At 43.3% G+C, this 22,798-nt stretch carries 12 protein-coding genes, 1 tRNA gene and 1 other annotated feature; of the genes, 5 read left to right on the plus strand and 8 right to left on the minus strand.

Going from position 1 to position 22,798, the window contains the following annotated elements; translation table 11 throughout:
• Positions 1 to 7: 7 nt before the first annotated feature.
• The 7 genes from V7K62_RS06820 to V7K62_RS06850 all read right to left on the minus strand — a co-directional run bounded on the left by V7K62_RS06820 (position 8) and on the right by V7K62_RS06850 (position 5,961).
• The gene (locus V7K62_RS06820) at positions 8 to 841 is read right to left on the minus strand and encodes a hypothetical protein (protein WP_334862970.1); all 834 of its coding nucleotides are present in this window, start codon (positions 839 to 841) and stop codon (positions 8 to 10) included.
• A gap of 144 nt (positions 842 to 985) precedes the next feature.
• Positions 986 to 1,041: a sequence feature (23S ribosomal RNA rRNA prediction is too short), on the minus strand.
• Positions 1,042 to 1,215: 174 nt separating this feature from the next.
• Positions 1,216 to 1,995, minus strand: coding sequence for a DUF4145 domain-containing protein (locus tag V7K62_RS06825; protein WP_334862972.1), 780 nt, complete (start codon positions 1,993 to 1,995; stop codon positions 1,216 to 1,218).
• Complete coding sequence (locus V7K62_RS06830; RefSeq protein ID WP_334862975.1) at positions 1,992 to 2,537, minus strand: hypothetical protein; 546 nt, start codon at positions 2,535 to 2,537, stop codon at positions 1,992 to 1,994. The genes V7K62_RS06825 and V7K62_RS06830 overlap by 4 nt, the downstream gene beginning before the upstream one ends.
• Before the next feature lie 175 nt (positions 2,538 to 2,712).
• On the minus strand, positions 2,713 to 4,146 hold the full coding sequence (locus V7K62_RS06835; protein ID WP_334862977.1) for a vWA domain-containing protein: 1,434 nt from the start codon (positions 4,144 to 4,146) through the stop codon (positions 2,713 to 2,715).
• A 512-nt stretch (positions 4,147 to 4,658) separates the two neighbouring features.
• Positions 4,659 to 4,727 (minus strand) — tRNA-Phe (locus V7K62_RS06840).
• A 32-nt stretch (positions 4,728 to 4,759) separates the two neighbouring features.
• Positions 4,760 to 5,485 carry a hypothetical protein gene (locus V7K62_RS06845; RefSeq protein ID WP_334862979.1) on the minus strand — a complete coding sequence of 242 codons (726 nt, stop codon included), beginning with the start codon at positions 5,483 to 5,485 and terminating at the stop codon, positions 4,760 to 4,762.
• Between the two features lie 275 nt (positions 5,486 to 5,760).
• Positions 5,761 to 5,961 carry a hypothetical protein gene (locus tag V7K62_RS06850; protein ID WP_099100993.1) on the minus strand — a complete coding sequence of 67 codons (201 nt, stop codon included), beginning with the start codon at positions 5,959 to 5,961 and terminating at the stop codon, positions 5,761 to 5,763.
• 962 nt (positions 5,962 to 6,923) lie between these two features.
• Between V7K62_RS06850 and V7K62_RS06855 the strand changes: the two genes are divergently transcribed.
• From V7K62_RS06855 to V7K62_RS06870, 4 genes are all read left to right on the plus strand, one after another.
• Complete coding sequence (locus V7K62_RS06855) at positions 6,924 to 11,165, plus strand: ATP-binding protein (RefSeq protein ID WP_334862981.1); 4,242 nt, start codon at positions 6,924 to 6,926, stop codon at positions 11,163 to 11,165.
• Positions 11,166 to 11,938: 773 nt separating this feature from the next.
• Entirely contained in the window at positions 11,939 to 14,158 is a 2,220-nt protein-coding gene (locus V7K62_RS06860) for an EAL domain-containing protein (protein ID WP_334862983.1), read from the plus strand.
• A gap of 339 nt (positions 14,159 to 14,497) precedes the next feature.
• Positions 14,498 to 15,004, plus strand: a complete 507-nt coding sequence (locus V7K62_RS06865) for a hypothetical protein (protein WP_334862985.1) — start codon at positions 14,498 to 14,500, stop codon at positions 15,002 to 15,004.
• Between the two features lie 124 nt (positions 15,005 to 15,128).
• Positions 15,129 to 16,784: a mechanosensitive ion channel family protein gene (locus V7K62_RS06870; RefSeq protein WP_334862987.1), complete on the plus strand. Its 1,656-nt coding sequence runs from the start codon at positions 15,129 to 15,131 to the stop codon at positions 16,782 to 16,784.
• A gap of 544 nt (positions 16,785 to 17,328) precedes the next feature.
• Here V7K62_RS06870 and V7K62_RS06875 read toward each other — a convergent pair.
• The gene (locus V7K62_RS06875; RefSeq protein WP_334862989.1) at positions 17,329 to 18,270 is read right to left on the minus strand and encodes an N-acetylmuramoyl-L-alanine amidase; all 942 of its coding nucleotides are present in this window, start codon (positions 18,268 to 18,270) and stop codon (positions 17,329 to 17,331) included.
• Positions 18,271 to 18,756: 486 nt separating this feature from the next.
• On the opposite strand from V7K62_RS06875, the gene bchH reads away from it, so the two are divergent.
• On the plus strand, positions 18,757 to 22,581 hold the full coding sequence (gene bchH / locus V7K62_RS06880; RefSeq protein ID WP_334862991.1) for a magnesium chelatase subunit H: 3,825 nt from the start codon (positions 18,757 to 18,759) through the stop codon (positions 22,579 to 22,581).
• Positions 22,582 to 22,798 lie beyond the last annotated feature (217 nt).

Consider the following 22,798-nt stretch of genomic DNA (forward strand, 5'->3'; position numbering starts at 1 on the left):
TTCGTAATTAATACTCTTGTTGTTCCATCACACCTACTAAGGATTGCAAGTCAAAATCGCGATCGCGTCCACTCAGACAAATACCAGAACTGACAACAGTCAAATCAGTTTTAGCGATCGCACTACTATGGCGAACACCATCAGCAGTTGTCCAATCGACTGTCCAGTAATCGCTGCGATCGTGGAATTGGTTTAATTCACCGCCACCCATTTGCAAAGCCTTTCTCAGTCGCTTTTCATCCTGTTGAGGTTGAGTAAATCCCTCAATGCGCCGAGTTGCTAATTCATACACTGTGCGGATTTCTGGAGTAATGCCCTTAAACTGTAATTCTTCAGCAGGAATGAGTTGCTTAACAGCAGATTGCAGAGTTTCAACAATTACCGGATCGGTACGGCGATCTACTTCCTCAAACCAGCAAGACTGTCCATTCCATCGGGCAATGATTTGCTCAAAAGCGATACCTTCAGTTACTAGATGCACTGCGATCGGCTTAACTACCTTCAACCGTTGACGCATATCTACTTCATTCACAGGGTATGCTAACCAAGTTTGTCCCCGCAGTTGGTGTGCTAACCGCAGTCGTATTTGGGGAAAGTGTTGCAGGTATTCCGCAACCTGGGGCAAGTCTGCTTCTTCTACAACCGTTGCTGTCTTCTCATCCACAGCCTGAAAAATGCCCCAACCTTCAAATTTACTAGGCTTTGGACTGAAGGTGTAGATCATCCCGGCTACCCATGTGCGAACTCGTCCACCTTTGACACAGGGCGCGAGGAATTGGGTGGTATGTAATTGCGCTTCTGCGATCGCAATTTGGTTGATTAGCTTAAATATGTTAGTCATAACTAATACCAATTTTAAAAAATAAGGCTACCAATGCAACCCTAAAAACCGTGATTAAATGTAACTTTCTTAATTACGAATTAATATAATTCTGCGTGCAAGTTGGTGGAGCATTGCGTGTTCTCAGTTACTAGAGGGACTCCGCTGGTGAGTTGTTACACACTCTTTCAAGGATGGCTACTTTTGAGCCTACCTCCCAGGTTCTTCGTACTCCCCGTTCACACACGCCCACTGTATTGACAGTGTTACCTTTCCTCTCGTACTAGTATGTAGGCTCACACGAGTTGGGGCACGCAGGATATTAATATAATACAACATACTACACAAGAATTTGCCCCTTATCCGGTATATATTACTGCATTTCTAACTTTGCATTACTTCAGTCCAGCTAGATAAAGTAGTTCATCTGCAACAACACGTAGTCCAGGCACTATTTTATCGATATCTTGCTTCTTAGCTAGAAATCTACGGTTATGTGCTGACCGATCTCCTAAATTCTTGATTAGCGGAAGTGCTTGTTTTGCCTCACGACCTAAATTCCATGAATTGTTAGACAAAATCTGGTCTATGAGATTGCGAAGCATCATAAAATCGCCGTTAGTATCCTTAATCTCAGAATCCTTACCATGTGTCTCATAAACTTCTATTATGAGGGTTTCGATGAATCGTCGAATCATTACAGAGCAAGCATCATACCATTGATATTCATAACAACCATTGGCTTGTAAAATGATTTTTTCGATATATCCCCTTGTATTTTGCACAGTAGATAAGGGAAGAACCAGTTCAGTTGTGGGAATAGGATTAGCCGTAAGATTTTCAATGTACGGCAGAATTAAAGAATGACAAACTAGACGCAGTTTTCTGATTGCTTCTGTTCTTTGAGGAAGTTTAGCAGACTCTGATTTCAAAACTGAGATATAGCTCCGAAGTACTGCTAAATCTAGGTTCTGAATCTGATGAGATTCTATAACAAGCAAGATATTTGATTCAAATCTTGATATTTCCAAGATTTCAATATGAAATTTTTCAGCGTAAAAATTTCTTCCAGAAAGGGATTTTTTGCTTCGTAAAGCCTTTTCTGAAATAGCGTATATGCCTTCACAAACCTTCATGAAAGCAATAATTGCTGAACGTAACTCCGCAACATTCATGCTTGTCTATAAATCCATTTATCCTCTTCGTTCTTCTCACGTACAAATAAACCTTCTTTTGTTAGACGAAGTAACTCTCCTGAAATGTGGTTTGACTCAAAGTGATGACCACGTTTAGCTAACTCAGTTCTGATTTCCTTGACTGAATGGTTTTCTGCAAAGAATCCATCATTGAGTATGGCTTTTAACTGTGAACTAGCAGAGTCTTTTTTAGTACGGCTTCCCTTAGATATATTCTCCTCACCACTTGAAAGACTATCTCCATTTTGGAAACTACCGTTGCTTGGAATGCTTTCGGTCTTTCGTTTTCGCTTCTTTCTACGAGCAGTCTGGGTTGGCAGTGCAGGGATCTCAGCAGAACGCAACTCTCTACCTTGTACAGGAGAAGCTTCAACGTCTAACAACTTATTCTGTGCATCAGATATGCTAGCAAGTGACTGATTAATCGTACCTGCAAGGTCTTGTCCAGTTGCTTGATCTCCTTCAAACTCGAAAGAGATTTCTTTTATACTCAGTTTGAATTTGACCTTGGGTGTAGCCATTCTAGTTTTCGGTGAATTACTAAATTTGTTGAGAAAGGCGGTAAAGTATTTTAACAGCTTTAGCTGATATTTATACTTAACATACACACATTTGTCAGTTTTCTACGGAAACTAGAAAGTCTAATTTGTGCCACGAGGGTGCTAAAACATTGTCAATACACCCTCAGATACATTTCTACTTATCATCTCGCACAGGCAATGGCATATCCAGAATCTCCATCAACAAATCCAGACGAGAGGGGCGTGTTAGAAGTGGGACGAGATTCGGCAAGCTGTAGTAATCACCCGCAAAAGTAAACGTATCTACAGGTGCTTGCTGCTGCTTCAATTGACTCTCCACCCAGTCGTAATGACCACCCACACGGACAATCACCACATTGGGCATTATCGCCAACTCCCGGCAGTAATTTTTGTAGACTTCACCGAAGTAAGGAGCCGCATTTTCGCCCTCATCCGTCACTATGATAATCTGGTCAACTACCTGCTTCTTCTTCCGCATTGCTTCCAATGCACAGCCGATGCTAGTACCACCACCAGCGTTAATGTGCTTGAAGGCACGCTCCCAGTCGGTCAACTCCTTGCCTTTTGCCGTAACAGCGTAAGGAATGGTGTCGAAGGCGTAGACAAACAGTTCTGCCTTAGTGATACCAGAGATTAGGGCAGCGAGTTGCAAACCCGTCGCGATCGCATTTTCCATTGAACCAGACTTGTCCACCAGTAAAGCGGTTGGACGAGCGATCGCACCGCGCCGTTTCACCTGTTCGTTTGTCACCTTTTCCAATTGGGCAACTGTGTCTGCGTCAAAATCTCCTGCGTCTGCGGCAATCTGTGCTTTGAATGCTGAGACACGCGTACTCTTAGACGCTGCTTCTAGCTTGGAATCAATCAGCTTCTTGACTTGTGGGTGATCCATTGCACCTCTAGTCTGGAGAGACTTGAGGTTGTTGATCGCTTCTTGAGGAGTCATGCTGTTGATTAACGCCACCAGTACAACAGGTGTGAGTTGCTTGATCGCACCAATTGCGATCGTGTAGGGAATTTTGAACTCCACAATCAGCCGTGCCTGTTCTGCGGCATTTTCTGCCTTAGCAAGCTGCTTCAGCACATTTGCTAAGGAACCCTCTGGAGGAGTATCGCGGAATAGAATCGCATTTGCCCGTTCATTTGGCTTGACGTGCAGTGAAGCATATAAGTGCTTCATTGCTTTACGACCTCGCAAAGCGGCGCGATCGAATAGAGCCGGATTACTCTCCCGTACCTTTAGATAACGCCGTACCGCAGTCCGAGCCGAACGAGGCAGTTTATTCTGCTGCTGCTTCATAAAGTCCACCACACGAGCCACCTGATAGGGAGGAAACTCTTGCAGCATCATAAATCCAGCATCTCGGTGTTCAGTCAAATTGCTAGTTAACAAATGAGCAACAAACACCTCCTTGTGGTCGCGGACATCACCATGACGCTGATACCAGACTGCCAGGTGTCCGTAGAAGATGGGATCGAGTTCAACAATTAACTGATGAATTTCTGTAACTTGCTCTAGCTTGCGGTGAGGACTTGTGAGCAAACTGTTGACTATTTCCAGGCGCAGGTCACGTTCTGCGGTGTTCATTATGAACCTCCTCTAATTGTGATGGATGAGGAGGCAGATGTTGCACGCGGGGCGATCAAGTCACCGCGCAAGTTGTAGAAGCATTGTGATATAAATTGTTCAGACTTATGTAAGCTTCTGCGATCGGGGCACGGCAACAACTGCCAATTGAGAAATTTGATCAGAACTTACGCACTAAAAACCTAAAACCTAGATCCCCCCTAACCCCCCTTAAAAAGGGGGGAACCGGAGTCAAAGTCACTCTTAAAAAGGGTGATTTAGGGGGATAGGCTAAAACACATCTAATTTGCATATTCAAATTTTCTCAATATCTTGTGGGGTGGGCAACATGAGCGCCCTGATTATGCAACTTGAATGGCGAAAAGTGGGGAACTCTAAAAGCCCCCTTTTTAAGGGGGTTGGGGGATCTCTTATGTTCAAAAGCAGAAATAGACTTAATCTTTTTCATCGTTCTCACCTCCATATTGAAATGAAATAAGATCACCTCATGCAAGTCGAAAAAGCTGTTGATTCACACACGGGATTTGAACCCGTAGTTGCTTGATCTTCAGTCAAGTGCCTTACCATTCGGCTAGTATGTAAGCTTTTTAAGTTAGGGCACGAAGTGAAAATTTTAGGTTTTAGAAAGTTGATTTAAAATAAATCGAATTTCTTTCTTGTTACACTGCTGTTTCCTAACAGCGTAAATTATTCGACCTCTATACATTGCCGCAGAACAATGAATTATACCTTTGACAACATCCGTCACATAATGAGTCGGTGGCGGTGGAAAATCTTCAAAGGTAATTAAATACCAAATCTCGTTTAGCTTCTGGTATTGATGATAATTATCAATGATGACAATATCAGTTTGCTTCTGCTTTTGCTTCTGCTTTCGAGGTACTTTCTCGGCTGCACAAAGAATTTCAGTTTCCGGATGGATATAGAAGCGATCGCGATGGCTTACATCTAGCTGAATTCGATACCCTCGATAAGGCTTGCTATAGAAACCACCATCAATTATTTCTACATGCCGTTCAACGTAGTCCCACACATGATCGATAACATGCTGTCCTGCCATTGTACTGGGATCTAGTCGTTGACACAGTTGACTGTAAACGTCATTCCAAGGCTGTCCGACTTTTGAGCGCAAAAACCGCCGCAGAGGGCCGAGATGGTCTGAAAGATACTTAGATTTATTTATTGGTTTAATCAGGTAGGGATTCAACAATCCATCCTGAATTGCATCCTCGGTGATTTTGTATAATTGCTTCTTAAAGCCAGTCACCTTTTTGAGGCTAATTCTCCTCCCCCCGCGAGGACGCTCAATCACAATCTCGCTCAAACGATGTTCGCTCATATCTCACGTTGTTTAAATGCAGTTGTACTAATTGAGTTGTTATTAAACATGAGTTAGCTAACATCATTGAACTCACCTCTGTATTGAGTAAAGGTTATAGATAAATCCGATTTAAATAATTGAAATTCCGCACAAGTTAGCAAAGCAGTTTTCACAATTGCCTATACCAATTTGGCTACGCTCCCATTAAAGGGAGCGACAGGATTTGAACCTGCATTCCGTTGCCGGATGGTGTGTGTAGGCTTTACAAGTTAGGGCGCGGATGAGTAGGAAATTTAACCATAGACAGCTTCAGGGCGGACGATCAAATCACCACTAGGACGGCGATCAATTACGTAAGCAGAGAGGCGATCGCTATTCACATCTAGATGCCGAGCAACCCGCTCCTTCACTGCCAGATCATTCATCCCTGCTGCAATTCCCAATTGTGTTTTTGGCACATCAACAGAACGCCCTTCAAATCGAATATGAACCATTGCAATCACCTCTTCTTTTAATTACGAATTACGAATTGATATTAGTGGATCTGATCGGGATTGAACCGATACCCTCCCTGTGAGAGTTACACTCACACCTCGTGCAAGTTGAAAAAGCTGTGGTTACACCGCAGGAATCGCACCTGCAACTTATCGTTTTAGAGACGATAGCTCTACTATTGAGCTAGTATGTAAGCTTTTTCTGTTAGGGCACAAGTAACATCTAGGAACTCTACCGTTAGAGCTACAGACCCAAGGAAAGCATAATTGCGATGCTCTTATCTTGCTCCCGGAAGTGTTTACAAAACTTCAACCGCAGTCAATAAAGCAGTGGAGCCGTCGGGAATTGTAGGCTTTACCTTCCCGAAGGGTACCCGAATCCTGCAACCGTCCGTTTGTTGGCTTCGGAGCAGTCGAACACCAATCGCGGCCCCAAAAGTTGCATCTATGCAATTGTCAAGGTTCCAAGCCAAGGGGTTTTAGTTTTGCCTTTTGTTGTCGTCTTTATTTTCATACTACATTTGTAGTATGAAATCGACATAATGTCAAGGGGATACTACAAATTTCGTATTCTAATGCGTGTTATGTCATGTTCGCTTAATTACTTATCTGATCTGACTTTTTTCTGACTCTTTTTTTATTTTTCATAAATAATAAATTTAGTTGCTCTTAGACCCTTTTGGCTCTAGGGAGAATTATTTTCTAAAACCCCCTGCCCCCTGTCCCCTGCCTTTCTTCGATCAGTTCTGAATAAGAATTGGCCTTGGTAGCTTAGAATATCGATGATATAAAGGAGACAATAAAAAGTCACAGCAGAGTTGGCATATCATGCTGTATATGCCTTTGAATATCCTTTAAAATGACTGTTGAGGAGCCTAAAGGTCTGATTTATAAAGGATTTTTACTAAAAGACAACCAGAGATTTAGCCTGTAACCGACGCATGACCAATCGAGAGGAATTAATGAAGAACGAGTCAACGTTAGCAAGCAACGCCGACGTAAATTTCCTTCTCGGCGGGGGTGAAATGGGTGCTAGGATGCGAGAATGGGATTGGTCAAAAACGTCCCTTGGCCCAACACAGCAGTGGCCACAGAGTTTGAAGACTGCCGTGCGGATTATGCTAACTTCCCGTCAAGCCATGTTTGTTTGGTGGGGCGAGGAACTGATTAACCTTTACAATGACGCTTACAAGGCTATTATTGGCGGCAAACATCCAGAAGCGCTTGGGCAGCCAGCTTCCTATGTGTGGCGGGAAATATGGGATCAGGTTGGGCCTCGAGCCGAATCAGCGATGCTGAAGAATGAGGGCACTTACGACGAAGCCCTGCTGCTAATTATGGAGCGCAATGGCTACCCGGAGGAAACCTATTATACTTTTTCATATAGCCCGGTTCCTAATGACCAGGGCGACACAGGTGGGATCATCTGCGCCAATACAGACGACACACAGCGGATTATCGGTGAGCGTCAGTTGGCACTTTTGCGCGAACTAGCGGCGAGGACGGCAGACGCGCGGACATTCGATCAAGCCTGTACGTTGAGTGCGAGTTGTCTGGAGAGCAACCCTTACGATCTCCCTTTCGCAATGATTTATCTGGTTGATCCTGATAAGCAGGAAGTTTTTCTGGCTGGAACGTGCCGTATCGGGCAAAACCACGTAGCAGTTCCGGAAACAGTGGCTCTCGATGCTGATGGGGTTTGGCCCTTTGCGGAAGTGATCAAAACGCATCGAGCAAAACTGATTTCTGATTTGGAAGTGTCTTTTAGTAGTTTACCTTGTGGTGTTTGGCAGCGATCGCCTCATCAAGCGATCGCAATACCCATTGCCCCATCAGGTCAAACGGGAAAAGCTGGTATATTGATTGCGGGTTTGAACCCCTTCAGGCTATTCGACGACAATTATAAAGGATTCATCGATTTAGTTGCGGCTCAAATTGCAGCCAGCATCGCTAACGCCCAAGCTTACGAGGAAGAACGCAAACGCGCTGAAGCCTTGGCAGAAATTGATCGTGCGAAAACGGTCTTTTTTAGTAACGTCAGCCATGAGTTCCGTACCCCACTTACCCTGATGTTGGGGCCATTAGAGGAAACCTTAACCAATTGTGCCACCCTGCTTCCAGCTAAAGAACGAGAGCAGCTAGAAATGGTGCAACGTAACGGACTTCGGCTGCTGAAACTGGTTAACAGCTTGCTAGATTTTTCGCGCATTGAAGCCGGACGGGTTCAAGCCTCTTATGAACCCACCAACCTTGCTACCTTCACCGCCGAACTAGCTAGTGTATTTCGTTCAGCAGTAGAACGGGCAGGAATGCAGTTATCAGTCAATTGTCCTTCCCTTCCAGCACCAGTATATGTAGATCGAGAGATGTGGGAAAAGATTGTTCTTAACCTGCTCTCGAATGCCTTCAAGTTCACGATGGCCGGAGAAATTGCGGTCAGTTTGCAGTGGTCAAATGACCATATTGAGTTCGCAGTCAAAGACACCGGAATCGGTATCGCAGGCGAAGAAATCCCCCACCTTTTTGAACGATTCCACCGCGTCAAAGGGGCGCAAGGACGAACTTTTGAAGGGTCAGGAATTGGATTGTCACTGGTGCAAGAATTGGTGCAAATGCATAGTGGAACAGTTCATGTTACCAGTGTTCTCGGAGCAGGCAGTTGCTTTACTGTGTCAATTCCAACAGGATATGCTCATTTGCCTCCAAACCGAATTAGTGCCTCTCGAACTTTAGCTTCAACCGCATTAGGTGCAACACCCTATCTAGAAGAAGCCCTGCGTTGGCTACCGGAAGAAGGGAACAGGGAACAGGGAACAGGGAACGGGGAAGAATCTTACTTATCACCTATTACCTATCACCTGTCACCCTCTCTCCCCCGAATTCTCCTGGCTGACGATAACTCAGATATGCGCGATTATATCAAGCGGCTATTAAGTCAGCAGTATGAGGTGGAATCAGTACCGGACGGTTTAGCTGCTTTGGATTCTGCTCGTGGGTGTGTCCCAGACTTGGTATTGACAGATGTGATGATGCCTGGATTAGATGGCTTTGGATTGCTGCGAGAATTACGAGCCCATCCCCAGACGCAAAAAGTTCCAATCATCCTGTTATCAGCACGGGCGGGGGAAGAAGCACGGGTAGAAGGGTTAGAAGCGGGAGCCGATGATTATCTGATTAAACCTTTCTCTGCCCGTGAATTGTTGGCGCGAGTAGAAGCAGCCCTAAAAATGGCTCGTCTGCGCCGGGAGGCAATGGAACGCGAGCAAGGGCTGCGAATTGAAGCTGAGGTTGCCAAAGCACACCTAGAGACTGTCATAGCTGGCATCCAAGACCAGTTCTTTGTATTGGATCGAGAGTGGCGTTATAGCTTTGTCAATGAACGGGTAGTAAAAGTTGTTGGTATCCAAAAGGAAGAGTTGCTGGGTAGGATCATTTGGGAAGTTTTTCCCGATGTGGTTAAAAGTGAGTTTTATACCGAGGTTCATCGGGCGATTGCACAAAACACCGTTATTCAGTTTGAATACTTTTACCCGGCTTGGCAGCGCTGGTTTGAGAATCGCGTCTACCCCAATACTTTTGGAGTAAGCATTTTTGTTACAGAGATTAGCGATCGCAAACAGGCAGAAAAAGCCCTTCGTGAAAGCGAAGAAAAGTTCCGCAACATGGCTGACAATGCCCCCTTCATGGTTTGGGTAACAGACACCAATAGCTACTGCACCTACCTCAGTCAAAGCTGGTACGACTTTACAGGTCAGAGCCAGGAAATGGGTCTAAGATTTGGCTGGTTGAATGCTGTGCATCCAGAGGACTACAATGATGCCAGAAATGTTTTTCTTGAAGCTACTAGCAGCTGCTCGGCTTTCCGTTTAGAGTACCGCTTGCGGCGCAAAGACGGCGAGTATCGCTCTTGCATCGATGCGGCTAATCCCTGGTTTGGCGTGGACGGTGAGTTTAAAGGTTATATCGGCTCAGTGATTGACATTACAGAACGCAAAGTCGCAGAAGCCGAACGCGATCGCCTCCTAGAACTTGAGCAAGCTGCCAGAACTGAAGCCGAAACAGCCAACCGGATTAAAGATGAGTTTCTGGCGGTGCTTTCCCATGAATTGCGATCGCCTCTCAATCCCATTCTTGGTTGGGCGAGACTCTTGCAGACTCGTGAGTTTGGCGCAGCAGAATTCAAGAAAGCGATCGCAACCATCGAGCGAAATGCTAAATTACAAGCTCAACTAATTGAAGATTTGCTCGATGTCTCTCGGATCTTACAAGGCAAGCTCAACCTGAAGATGTTTCCTGTCAACCTAGTGCAAGTGATTGAGGGGGGATTGGAAACAGTACGTTTGGCAGCAGAAGCTAAAAATATTCAAATTCAAACGATGCTAGATGCTTCTTTAGGCTACGTTTTGGGTGATTCCGGTCGTTTACAACAAGTTGTCTGGAATCTCTTATCGAATGCCGTTAAATTCACTCCCGAAGGAGGAAAAATTGATATTCAACTGGAGCGTGTTGACGCTCAAGCTCAGATTACCGTCAGCGACACAGGTAAGGGAATCAACCCGGACTTTCTCCCTTATGTGTTTGAATATTTTCGTCAGGCTGACGGCACGACAACCCGAAAATTTGGTGGCTTGGGGTTAGGGTTAGCAATTGTCCGTCATTTGATCGAATTACATGGCGGCACAATTTGGGCAGAAAGTTTAGGTGAAGGGCAAGGAGCTATTTTCAGAGTCAGGATACCGCTAATTAAAAAAGATTTAACCCCAAAACAACTCATCAATATTGCTGCATTAAATCCTTCTCCTTCAACTGAAATCCTTGCAGGCATCCAAATCTTAGTAGTGGATGACGACGATGATACCCGTGACTTCCACACATTTGTGCTAGAACAGGCTGGAGCAATGGTGACAGCAGTTACATCAGCAAAAGAAGCACTGCAAGTCTTAGCAGAGTCAGAACCAGATATTCTGCTCAGTGATATTGGGATGCCAGAGACAGATGGCTATATGCTGATGCGCCAAGTTAAGGCATTGCAGGCCAAACAAACCAAACAAATTCCGGCGATCGCTTTAACTGCTTATGCCGGAGAAATCAATCAGCAACAAGCACTTGAATCAGGGTTTCAAAAGCATTTGTCCAAACCCGTCGAACCGGAGGAGTTAGTCAAGGCAATTGCAACTCTGATTGGCAAGAGTGGGAATGGCTGAGTGTTTGGTTGCTATGCATAAACCGCATGAAGAGTGCTGAGTTAAAAGACTGAGTACTTTTATCTCATAATAGGAATACACGGGATGCGGGAAACGAGCGGCAATAAAGCGCCGTGGTATTTTAACTAATTTTGAGGCTCACAGAATACAGGGTATACAGCAGTTTACAACTTCAAATATCCTCTAAAAGAGGAGATACGGTATTAACTGGTTTCAAAGATTTTGTTGTTTCTTGAGGGTAGGTTGATTCTGAAAAAATATACAGCAGATTGCAACATAGTGAGGTACAGATAATCGTAGGGGCACAACATGTTGTGCCCCTACCCGTGTACTTCATTTACCTGAAATACGCTGTATATAGCAGTTGCCAGGTAGCGGTTGACATCAGCTAATCAGAAAACACTAACACCAAGAGACTTTCAAGCCTGTTCCCTGGTATATTTACTCTGAATGAATCCAGCTAAAAGTTCCTCCTAATGGGAGCTATGAAGATTCAATATCCCAAATTTAAAAAGGTCTAGAGCAAGCGAATTTCAACGCGAGAATAATTCTTTAATCCCAAATCTGAAATTAAATGACTTGCCCCTGACTTGATTGCTGGGGTCAATCTAAAATCTAAAATCTAAAATCTAAAATCTAAAATTGTCTGACTCAGCTAAATTATTCAGTTGACTTAACTCATCAAATCTTCATGTATTTGAAGTGTAGTTTATCTTTTACAGTAAGAAGAGTGGGAATAATAGACTAAATCGGATTAAGCACATTAATTAGCCATGAGCCAAATACGTCCTATCTCCAAAACCTGTGCTTGTCGCAATGTTGCACGCTGCCGGACTAAGGAGGCAGGTAGGCTCTTTTTCTGGTTCCCCGTTCCACATACTCTGCAAAAAGTCACCTCCTACCTACAGCAGTTTACTCTTAAGTATGAACTGATGCACGAGCGACCAGGTTTGAGTTTGGACTGTAAACCCGGACAGTCCCTAGAAATTGCCCGTAACCTGGCCAAACTACTTGCACCGAGAGAATTAAAAGAGACGCAAGTCCTTTTCATTCGAGGCGCTATTCAACCTGAAATCCAGGATTTTAGTGACATCGCCTCATTACAACGCTTCATTAAGTTAAACCAATCCGACTGGCTGGTTGAAATGCTGGAAACAGAACGATTCACCACTTACTTCCAACCAATTGTCTCAATTAAGGATACATCGCAGATTTTTGGATATGAATCGCTCTTGCGGGGACTGGATGAACAAGGCAATTTAATGCTACCGAAACCAATTCTGGAGTTAGCAACCGAAGCCGGACTCATACCACAACTCGACCAAATTGCTCGCCTCAGCGCAATCACTCAAGTCAGTCGCCATCAAGTAAGTGGACACATCTTCATCAATTTTGCACTAACGTCACTTTATGATCCAGCTTTTTGCCTACGTAGCACGGTAGAGGCAATTGATGCTGCCGGCATTTCCCACGATCGAGTTGTTTTTGAAGTCGTGGAATCAGACAAACCTCAAGATTTAGACCATTTGAAGGCAGTGCTGCAATACTACCGGAATACTGGGTTTTTAGTCGCCCTTGATGACCTGGGTTCTGGCTATTCCAGCCTAAACTTGCTGCATCAGTTACGTCCAGACTTTATCAAGCTGGATATGGAGTTAATTCGAGATGTGCATCAAGACCTTTACAAAGCTTCGATTACCGAGAAGCTTCTAGAGATTACTCAAAAGTTAAATATCCAGACCGTTGCTGAAGGAATTGAGTGCATTGAGGAACTGAATTGGCTGCGAGAACGAGGTGCAAATCTTGCTCAAGGCTATTTGATTGCTAAACCTAGTGCAGTGCCTGTGACTACAACCCCTCACTTTAATGCCATCGCATTAACTGTAGCATCGGCAAATTCTCAGCTGGTTGAGCGGCAGGTTCCACACCAAAGCGATTCTGAGCGAATTGTCACGGCTGTGACACAGCGTATTCGCCAATCGTTGGAGTTAGACGAGATTTTGCAAACCACGGTAGATGAGGTGCGACAACTGTTTGACTTAGACCGAGTGGTGATCTACCAGTTTAAGCCAGACTGGAGTGGTTTAGTTGCTGTAGAATCCTTAGCAGAAGGGTGCATATCCATTTTGGGATTTCACGTCATGGATACGTGCTTTAAATCCACGCGAGCAACTTACTACCAACAAGGCAATACTAAAGCGATTGAAGATACTCAAGCTGCGGGACTATCGCCGTGTCATGTTGACCTCCTCCGAAGTTTGCAAATCCGGGCAAACCTTATAGTCCCCATTTTGCAGCAAGAGCGTTTGTGGGGACTATTGATTGCTCACCAATGCCGTCACGCCAGACAATGGCAGCAATCTGAGATTAACTTGTTTAACCAGTTAGCAGGTCAAGCTGCGATCGCTATTCAGCAATCAGAACTTTACCACCAATTACAACAAGCAAACCAGGAATTACAGCGTCTTGCCTCTTCCGATGGTCTAACCCAAGTGGCTAATCGACGCTGCTTTGATGACACATTCAACGCAGAGTGGCAACGGTTGGCACGAGAGCAAGGCTCACTATCTTTGATTTTGTGTGATGTCGATTACTTTAAGCTTTACAACGATACCTATGGGCATCTGGCAGGAGATGATGCACTCAGACAGGTTGCTAAGGTAATCTCTCAAACAGTTAAACACCCTGCTGATTTAGTTGCTCGTTATGGTGGAGAAGAGTTTGCAGTCATTTTGCCGAATACTGATATGGAAGAGGCCATTGCAGTTGCAAGAGATATTCAGACTAATGTTAGTGCATTACAAATGCCTCATTCCCATTCTCAGGTCAGTGAATTCATTACCCTAAGTCTTGGTGTGGCAACCATCACTCCTCATAGCCAATTATCTCCTGCAACCTTAATTGCTGCTGCTGACCAAGGACTCTACGAGGCAAAAGCACAAGGAAGAAATTGTGTGGTGCAGATGGATTGTGAGGATATTGATGCTAGATAAGCTGATGCGCTTTTAAGTTGCATAGTTCAAACCGTTTAAACCCGAATCACCCCACTTTGCCGAAGCTACGCTTTGTCTCCCAGGAGATTCAGGGGTGGGGTGCAATGACTGTGAGCATCACAACTAATTATGCGGACATGAGATGAAGCGGTAATCATCCATTAGCATCGCTTGGAGTCGGTGAAGGTGATACGAAAAGTTAACATGTGAATAAAATGTTAATAGCTTGACAAGTTGTGATTATATGAAATAATTATCATCTATCTATAGAGATTTCTTAATATTCTCAATAGGTTTTGACAATACAACCGTTAAAATACTTCAGTTTTATGCTCAGACATGAATATATTAATCATTTTGGCTGAAATCAGCCTTGTAATCTTGGTTTTTTTATTAATAAACTGGCTTTTAGGCAAGTTATTCAAGCTATTTACTAAGATATCTATACTTAAAAGCGAAGATAGAAGTATCAAAACCCTCCGCCGAAATATCACAGGGTTATTGTTACTTACTTGTTTGGTGTCGTGTATTCTGATTGTGGGTACTAATGGTTATCTAGTTTATCGCGGCGAAAACCTTCAGCAATACATCCTCTTATTGATTGAGCGTATTCCATCAATATTTTGGGTGACACTAGGAATTGGCATAGCTCAGAGCATTGGCACTTTGATTTTAGCAGCGATCGCACTGAAATTTCTCAAATATTGGCTGAAGGTAGCGAGTACTCGCGCCAAGAACTTAGAAAAAAATACTGCCGACGATAAAAGTATTGATGCTTTCTTTAGCGCCCTCTATCACAGAATCAGCGGTGGAATTCCCGTTTGTGCTGAAAGTACCGAAGGTTAATTTAGCACTTTTTTTTAACAACAAAGAACTCAAGAGTGATTCAATTTGGGATTTTTCCGGAAATCGAAAATCCCAAATAGGCAGAGCAACTTATTTTAAATTGCAATACTTGAAGTAGGCACTAATGAATTATACTCTGATCGCCCAAGCCGCACAATCTGCATCAAAAGCTTCTGTAGTACCACCACCTCCAACTTTTCCAACAGGCGCACAAATTAGCTCTTCCTTTTATACATTCGGCGCATCCATAGTTGTGGCATTTGTACTCTATATATTATTGTTCTATTTACTGCGATCGTTTCTTCGCCGCACAGAAAAAGATACAGCCCTGTTCATCCTTGGGATCTTACAAATCCCGGCGATCGCTATTTTTATCCTGGCGAGTTTAAAACTCTCTCTGACTCAACTAGGAACAGGGGGAATTATTAATTTGATTGATCGAGGACTCACGGCTTTTTTAATTCTTGCTTTCACTTACGGCATAACTTTGTTGTTTACAGAAGCAGCAGTCTACTACTTAAAAGACTACGCCCGAAAAACTGAGGCTGTCTGGGATGACGTATTAATTCCACTCTTACAAAATTTTATCCCAATCATCACTTACCTAATTGGAATATCTCTATTTTTCAGCACCATTGGGGTTGATTTAACAGGAATTGGGTTAGCAATAGGTAGCATCACTGTAGTTTTGGGATTGGCAGTAAAAGATATTTTAAGCGATTTTTTCAGTGGGTTGGTTTTGTTAGTTGATACACCCTTTAGATTTGGAGATGTGATTTCCATGCCAGATGGTTCAATTGCAATTATTAAACACATTGGCATCCGGGTGACAAAACTATATCTGATTAACGAGCATTGCGAGGTGTATACACCAAACACGACTTTGGGAGGTCAAAACATAGTCAATCTCAGTCGTCCGACAACTCACTACGCTTATACAATTAAAGTGTCAGTTAGAGTTGATGCTGATGCAGTGGTAGCAACAAACATTCTGCAACAAATTATCGTCGGTCATCCAGACATATTAGGTGATCTTGATGAAAAACTTCAATATTTAGACAGTTTTGCTGCATTGAGAGAACCCAAGGATGATAAACTGTCAAAAAAAGAAGCCGGACGGCTGCGTTTATTAGTTGAAAAAGATGTGAACGGGCAACTGCAAAAAATTGAGCAAGCATTTGAAGATTTTGTTAGAGAAGTTAAGAAGCTAGAAAAGGGTGGATTGAATCCAGAAGAACTGAAAACTCTCCAGAAAAACTATCTAGAAATAGTGAACATTGTGGGGCTGGTAGTGATCACAGAACGCAAGGGGAAACGTCTGCGATCGCGCCTAGAAGAACAAGAGCAGACTGAGAAACCAACTCTGATTGGCTTGATTCGCCAATGGTATCAAGCTTGGCTAAAAGATCCTGATTTAGTAGTTGAAGACCAACATCTTTTACCAGATGAATGGGAGCAAAAAATTGACCTTCTAAAAATTAAACTGAATAAACTATTTCAAAAAATCGCAAATCCCGGAGTAGATGAAAGTAGATTAGATGACTATTCCTTAAAATTTGTCGAATGGCTACATGATAGTTTTAAAGAGTCTAATACTGCCTGGAAAGAGCCACAAGTTCAGCTAACTGATATCCAAGGCTCTGGTATGCAATTTTCTGTGCGCTTCTACGTTGATAATATTCAGTTAGAACACTGGCGACGTGGAAACCGCGTCCAAAATGAGGTGCGTCGAGAGATGGTAAGGCGGTTAAGACAAGCTTATATATACACACTAGGATGATGAATTTCAGGTATCAAAAAAATACCAATTCGATAATGTAAAGACGTTGCAGTGCAACGTCTTTACTGTGGGTTGTAGAACCCGAACATCTGGAAGAGTTGTATCAGCCTTGATATGACATCGGCAAGAAATTTCAAAGTTCGCAAAAATCGTGTTTATTTATACAACAAAACAGTAGTGATTGTTATAGTCTTGAAAAGCCCTTTACTTTTATACTTTTGGCGAAACTTCACCGCCAAAAAAGCACCAGAGCGATAGGAAATTACCTGTGACCAAATGCGATTGATACTTATCAAATGCAAACTTGGTTAAGTTGAACATATCCTTGTCAGCAGCATAGGTGAGTTCCTACGCCCTGGTTATTTCTTTTAATTATTTGGGGTCAACCCAAGATTGATGGTCGCCTAATCATTAGGCAAAACAGTTCCGTTAGCGGATAGCTAGGGTTTAGCCCGTGAGGAGTTCTGAGTAAAGAAGTCAGATTCCCCACTTCTTTACTCAGCACTACTACTCCCCCAGTTCCTAGTCTCTAGTCACCATCAGCCTAACCAATTAATTTCTGCCAGCTAGCAGGCCCGACAATCCCATCGGCATCTAAACCATTTTGCTTTTGAAAGTTCTTAACTATAACCTCTGTTTGCGGGCCGTAGACGCCATCATTATCAACACCTAAACGGTATTGCAAGTATCTGACAACTGCACCACCGGCATGGTTTGGTCTGATAATTCGTTTTGCCAAAATTAGATTTATGGCATTCCATGTAGTGTCATCAGCAATTCCAGTTGGCTGAACTCCGACAATAGTCTGAAATGTTTCTACGGCAGATTTGGTGTTACCCCCAGTGAAACCATCTTCCACTAACCCCTTAGCATTTTTATCGGTTATTTTTAGTCTATTTAAGGCTTTTTGCAGTCTGAGAATAGTTGTATCTATGTTCTCCTCTTCATCTGGTACAGGGTTAACAGGAGTACTTGACACTTTACCAGTTAAGCCTTTGACGATCGCATTAGCTATTGCTTCCGGATTATAAAGATTCATATCTTTTTGCGAATCGATGAAGCAACCTTCTACCAGAATCGCAGGCATATCTGTATTTTTCAGAACATACAAGTGGGAACCACTCTTAACGCCGCGACTAAAAAATCCTAATTTGACGATTTCATCTAATACAGGTTTAGCGATTTTTCTTCCTGTATCACTAGTTGCAAATACTTCTGTGCCGTTCGCTTGTCCGTTAAAGCAGTTAAAATGAATCGAGACGTAAATATCTACTTTGCTCCCGTTAGCTGTAGAACATCTCTTTGAGAGTGAGTCACGTACTGTACTAGCACTACTTGGTCTACATACTACGACTTCGTTTCCCAAAGCTCTTAACTTGGCTATAACTCTATTACCTACATCTAGAGTTAAATTATCCTCAAATTTAATCCCCCTGGCTCCTGTATCTGGTGGACAATTGTGCCCGCTATCAATTCCAAATTTCATGATTTAATCCTCAACTAACTTATTTTTACACTAGTTCAAAACTCTTCCAATTGACAGAGGTAAAGTTTTGTTAATAAATTTGTTGGAGTACTTGTTAGCAATGTCCGTATTATTTTAAGCATGACTACGCTGGGAGACAAAATAAGTTTTTGTGCGAACCTGAACAGCAAATTTCATGTGTAAAATCCACTAATTCAAAGGTATATTGTAACTAAAAACACAACTATTATAAGTTATCAAAATCGGAAATAACAAGTTAATTTTTGCTAGGAAGCGTTACAGGAATCAAAAGAGTTCAATGAGGGACTGTATTTGACTCAGCACATCGCAACTGTTTTGAAATCAAAATATCCGAAAGGCAGTGGTGATAGTGAAGCCTTAACTACCTCAAGCAATTACTGACCGGAATCTGTGGGTAGATATTTAACAATCAGCGTGGAAGCACGTTTAAAATTTAAGTAAAGAAATATTTCGTAGCTTACAGGCATGAAACGCATCGTCTTGGTTGCTGGGTTTGAATCGTTTAACGCTGACTTGTACAGGAAAGCAGCCTTTTTGGCGAACTCTCGCTGTCCTGAGTTGGATATTCGGGTATTTAGCGATCGCGATCTTACCAACAAACGCACTGAGGTAGAAACAGCACTTAATGGCGCTGATGTGTTTTTCGGTAGCCTACTATTTGATTATGACCAAGTTGTGTGGCTTTGCGATCGCATTGCCCAAATTCCCATCCGCCTGGTGTTTGAGTCAGCCTTGGAATTGATGAGTTTAACCAAGCTGGGTATTTTTGCCATTGGCGACAACCCCAAAGGAATGCCCAAACCAGTTAAATTCATCCTCGACAAATTTAGCAACGGACGAGAAGAAGACAAACTCGCTGGTTACATCAGCTTCTTAAAAATTGGCCCCAAACTACTGAAATATGTACCAGTGCAAAAAGTCCAAGACTTACGCAACTGGTTAATTATCTATGGTTACTGGAATGCTGGCGGTTCAGAAAACGTCGCTTCATTATTCTGGATACTGGCAGAAAAATACTTGGGTTTAAAAGTCGGCGACATTCCCCCGCTAGTCGAAACCCCCAATATCGGATTACTCCATCCCGACTATCAAGGGTTTTTTGAATCGCCCCGTGAGTATCTGGAATGGTATCAGAAGATCCCCCCTAGCCCCCCTTACAAAGGGGGGAATATTAGCGCCCCTTACAAAGGGGGGAATATTAGCGCCCCTTACAAAGGGGGGAATATTAGCCCCCCTTACAAAGGGGGGAATATTAGCCCCCCTTACAAAGGGGGGTTGGGGGGATCTAATGGTACAAAACCCATTGTGGGAATTCTTCTCTACCGAAAACACGTCATCACCAAACAGCCTTACATTCCCCAACTAATTCGCAGTTTTGAAAAAGCCGGGTTAACTCCTTTACCTATTTTCATCAACGGCGTGGAAGGACACGTAGCGGTACGAGATTTAATGACTACCGACTATGAAATTCAGCAACGACAACTAGGTAATATCGAGACTCCCTCACTATCTAGTGAAGCAGTTAAAGTAGATGCGATCGTTTCGACAATTGGCTTTCCTCTGGTGGGTGGCCCGGCTGGTTCAATGGAAGCAGGGCGTCAAGTGGAAGTAGCCAAGCGCATCCTCACTGCCAAGAATGTACCTTATATGATTGCCGCACCACTATTAATTCAAGATATTTCCTCGTGGACGCGCCAAGGTGTGGGCGGATTACAAAGTGTCGTGTTGTATGCGTTACCAGAATTGGATGGGGCTATTGATACCGTTCCCCTTGGTGGTTTGGTGGGCGAAAATATTTATCTGGTTCCCGAACGGGTGCAGCGATTAATTGGTAGAGTGAAAAGTTGGGTGGCTTTGCGGCAAAAACCTGCATCGGAACGCAAGATTGCGATTATTTTGTATGGGTTTCCTCCAGGTTATGGTGCTGTGGGGACAGCTGCATTATTAAATGTGCCGCGTAGTCTGCTGAAGTTTCTCCACGCACTTAAAGAACAAGGTTATACCGTGGGAGATTTACCTGATGATGGAGAAGAATTGATTCGCTGGGTAAAAGAAGCGGATGAAACTAATCCTCTTGTGGGGCAGTCGTCTCGCCTGCCCCTAGATAATGGCGGGCAAGATGCCCACCCCACAAGTAGTGTAAATGTTCGCACATTAGAAAAATGGTTGGGATATCTGCAAACCTCCCGCATTGAAAAACAATGGAAATCTCTAACGGGGACTGGAATTAAAACTTATGGGGATGAATTCCAAATTGGCGGTGTGCAATTAGGAAATGTGTGGATAGGTGTACAACCACCTTTGGGTATACAAGGCGACCCGATGCGGTTAATGTTTGAACGAGATTTAACGCCCCATCCCCAATATGCTGCTTATTATAAATGGTTACAAAATGAGTTTCAAGCTGATGCTTTAGTTCACTTTGGAATGCATGGGACGGTGGAATGGTTGCCTGGTTCCCCTTTGGGTAATACGGGTTATTCTTGGTCGGATATTCTGTTAGGAAATTTGCCTAATCTATATATATATGCGGCGAATAATCCTTCGGAATCGATGTTGGCAAAACGTCGTGGTTATGGTGTGTTAATTTCTCATAATGTACCGCCTTATGGTCGTGCAGGTTTGTATAAGGAATTGGTGGCATTGCGAGATTTGATTTCAGAGTATCGGGAAGATCCGCAAAAGAATTATGTCTTGAAGGAAGGGATTTGTAAAAAAATTGTGGACTCTGGTTTAGATGCAGATTGTCCGTTTGAGGATGCTAAACGGTTGGGGATTGCGTTTACTCCTGAAAATATTCGGATGTTTAGCAGTCATGCTTTTGATGATTATTTGGTGGAGTTGTATGAATATTTGCAGGTTTTAGAAAATCGGTTGTTTTCTTCTGGGTTACATACTTTGGGGGAAGCACCAAATGAGGAGGAATTGGCGTCGTATTTGGAGGCTTATTTTGGGGAGGAAAATGAACCACATAGAGAGGAAGAAAAGCTAATTACAGATTTGTTGATGCAATCTACGGATGAGTTAACGAATTTGTTAAGGGGGTTGAATGGGGAATATATTCCGCCTGCGCCTGGTGGGGATTTGTTGCGGGATGGGGCTGGTGTGTTACCGACAGGGAGAAATATTCATGCTTTAGATCCTTATCGGATGCCTTCACCTGCTGCATACCAACGGGGACGGGAAATTGCTCAAAAAATTATCGCCCAGCATTTGGATGAATGTGGCAAATATCCGGAAACGGTGGCGGTGATGTTATGGGGATTGGATGCGATTAAAACTAAGGGTGAATCTTTGGGGATTCTGTTGGAATTGGTGGGGGCTGAACCTGTTAAGGAAGGAACTGGTAGGGTTGTTCGTTATGAGTTGAAGCCGTTGGCGGAAGTTGGACATCCCCGTATTGATGTGTTGGGTAATTTGTCTGGCATTTTTCGGGATAGTTTTGTAAATATCATCGAATTGTTGGATGATTTATTTCAACGGGCGGCTGATGCTGATGAACCGGATGATCAGAATTTTATTAGAAGACATGCTTTAGCTTTAAAAGCCCAAGGTGTGGAAAATGTATCGGCGAGATTGTTTTCTAATCCGGCGGGTGATTTTGGTTCTTTGGTAAATGATCGTGTCGTGGATGGTAACTGGGAATCTGGCGAGGAGTTAGGTAATACTTGGCAAAGTCGCAATGTATTTAGCTACGGGAGAGAAGATAAAGGTCAAGCTAGACCGGAAGTGTTGAATACGTTGTTAAAAACTAGCGATCGCATTGTTCAAGAAATCGATTCGGTAGAATATGGTTTAACTGATATTCAAGAATATTACGCTAATACTGGCGGTTTGAAAAGGGCAGCAGAAAAACAAGGCGGTAAGAAGGTTACAACCAGTTTTGTGGAAAGTTTCTCGAAGGATACTACACCGCGCAATTTAGATGATTTGTTGCGGATGGAGTATCGCACCAAGTTGCTAAATCCCAAATGGGCGCAAGCAATGGCGAATCAAGGTTCTGGTGGTGCCTTTGAAATTTCCCAACGGATGACGGCGTTGATTGGTTGGGGTGGTACTGCCGATTTTACCGATGATTGGGTTTATGATCAAGCCGCAGATACTTATGCATTAGATGCAGAGATGGCGGATAAGTTACGTAAGGCAAATCCTGAAGCTTTTCGCAATATTTTAGGGAGAATGTTGGAAGCGCATGGGCGGGGTTTTTGGGAAGCTGATGGTGAGAAGTTAGATAAGCTGCGTCAATTATATGAGTTGACAGATGAAGAGTTGGAAGGAGTGACAGTTTAGTAAATAGGGATAAATTATGAAGTTGATGATTACTATATTTCCAAATGAAGATGGGTTATAGCGGTTCTCAGTTGAGTGAGGTACAAGAACAAGAACCCCACCCCCAACCCCCTCCCCGCAAGCGATGAGGGGACTATGATGTACCTCATGTGATTAGGAAACGCTATAAGGAAAGACTGAACAAGAAGCATAGTAAAATATTCAAGAGGCAATCAAA

Source organism: Nostoc sp. (assembly GCF_036917935.1).
Taxonomy (GTDB): Bacteria; Cyanobacteriota; Cyanobacteriia; order Cyanobacteriales; family Nostocaceae; genus Nostoc.

Coding starts and splice junctions, on each gene's coding strand:
- V7K62_RS06820 (WP_334862970.1), bottom strand. CDS start 841: ATGACTAACATATTTAAGCTAATCAACCAAATTGCGATCGCAGAAGCG.
- V7K62_RS06825 (WP_334862972.1), bottom strand. CDS start 1,995: ATGAATGTTGCGGAGTTACGTTCAGCAATTATTGCTTTCATGAAGGTT.
- V7K62_RS06830 (WP_334862975.1), bottom strand. CDS start 2,537: ATGGCTACACCCAAGGTCAAATTCAAACTGAGTATAAAAGAAATCTCT.
- V7K62_RS06835 (WP_334862977.1), bottom strand. CDS start 4,146: ATGAACACCGCAGAACGTGACCTGCGCCTGGAAATAGTCAACAGTTTG.
- V7K62_RS06845 (WP_334862979.1), bottom strand. CDS start 5,485: ATGAGCGAACATCGTTTGAGCGAGATTGTGATTGAGCGTCCTCGCGGG.
- V7K62_RS06850 (WP_099100993.1), bottom strand. CDS start 5,961: ATGGTTCATATTCGATTTGAAGGGCGTTCTGTTGATGTGCCAAAAACA.
- V7K62_RS06855 (WP_334862981.1), top strand. CDS start 6,924: ATGAAGAACGAGTCAACGTTAGCAAGCAACGCCGACGTAAATTTCCTT.
- V7K62_RS06860 (WP_334862983.1), top strand. CDS start 11,939: ATGAGCCAAATACGTCCTATCTCCAAAACCTGTGCTTGTCGCAATGTT.
- V7K62_RS06865 (WP_334862985.1), top strand. CDS start 14,498: ATGAATATATTAATCATTTTGGCTGAAATCAGCCTTGTAATCTTGGTT.
- V7K62_RS06870 (WP_334862987.1), top strand. CDS start 15,129: ATGAATTATACTCTGATCGCCCAAGCCGCACAATCTGCATCAAAAGCT.
- V7K62_RS06875 (WP_334862989.1), bottom strand. CDS start 18,270: ATGAAATTTGGAATTGATAGCGGGCACAATTGTCCACCAGATACAGGA.
- bchH (WP_334862991.1), top strand. CDS start 18,757: ATGAAACGCATCGTCTTGGTTGCTGGGTTTGAATCGTTTAACGCTGAC.